Raw genomic sequence first — 522 nt, 5'->3', positions numbered from 1 at the left:
CAATGGTTTTTTCATATGGACGTGCATCATCCTTAACAACAACACATACGAGTGTAGCACCCACTTGGTTGGCAAGACGTTTGACCGTTCGCAAGCTTCGATAGTACCCTGTCTTATGGTCGACACCCGACGGGAGGACGAGGACAATCCGCTTCGTCGTATTTAACGGATGCCCTAATTTTGACACGAGTACCATCTCTTCTGTCCGTTCTAGCAATTGATCGAGAATCCCACCAAAAATAAGCTGCGGCGTCGACCGCTTCCCATTCCACCCGATCACAAGCGTTGTAATTCTTGTTTCCTCAATAGCTCGGATAATTCCTGACGCAATATTCGGGTCAAGTCGCGTCAGCATTTGGATCGGAACAGAGGCGCCAGCTGCGTATGTCACGGCATGGGCAAGCACCTTTTCCGCTTTCGCCACCTCCGATTCTGCATCGCCATTTGTTCCTTGGGCAACCGTTAGTGGGTAGAGGGGCTCTGATGATTGGCCACGAACAATAAATGCCAGATCAAGCAAGG

1 protein-coding gene is annotated in these 522 nt (G+C 50.2%); it reads right to left on the bottom strand.

The features are described 5' to 3' along the window. Positions 1 to 522, bottom strand: a 522-nt coding sequence (locus tag GFB48_RS17480) for a universal stress protein (RefSeq protein ID WP_163938801.1), incomplete at both ends; no start/stop codon positions are given.

It is taken from the genome of Paraferrimonas sp. SM1919 (assembly GCF_010993985.1).
Classification (GTDB): domain Bacteria; phylum Pseudomonadota; class Gammaproteobacteria; order Enterobacterales; family Shewanellaceae; genus SM1919.
The sequence above is the reverse complement of the archived record's forward strand: the minus strand, read 5'-3'. Positions and strand labels throughout refer to the sequence as shown.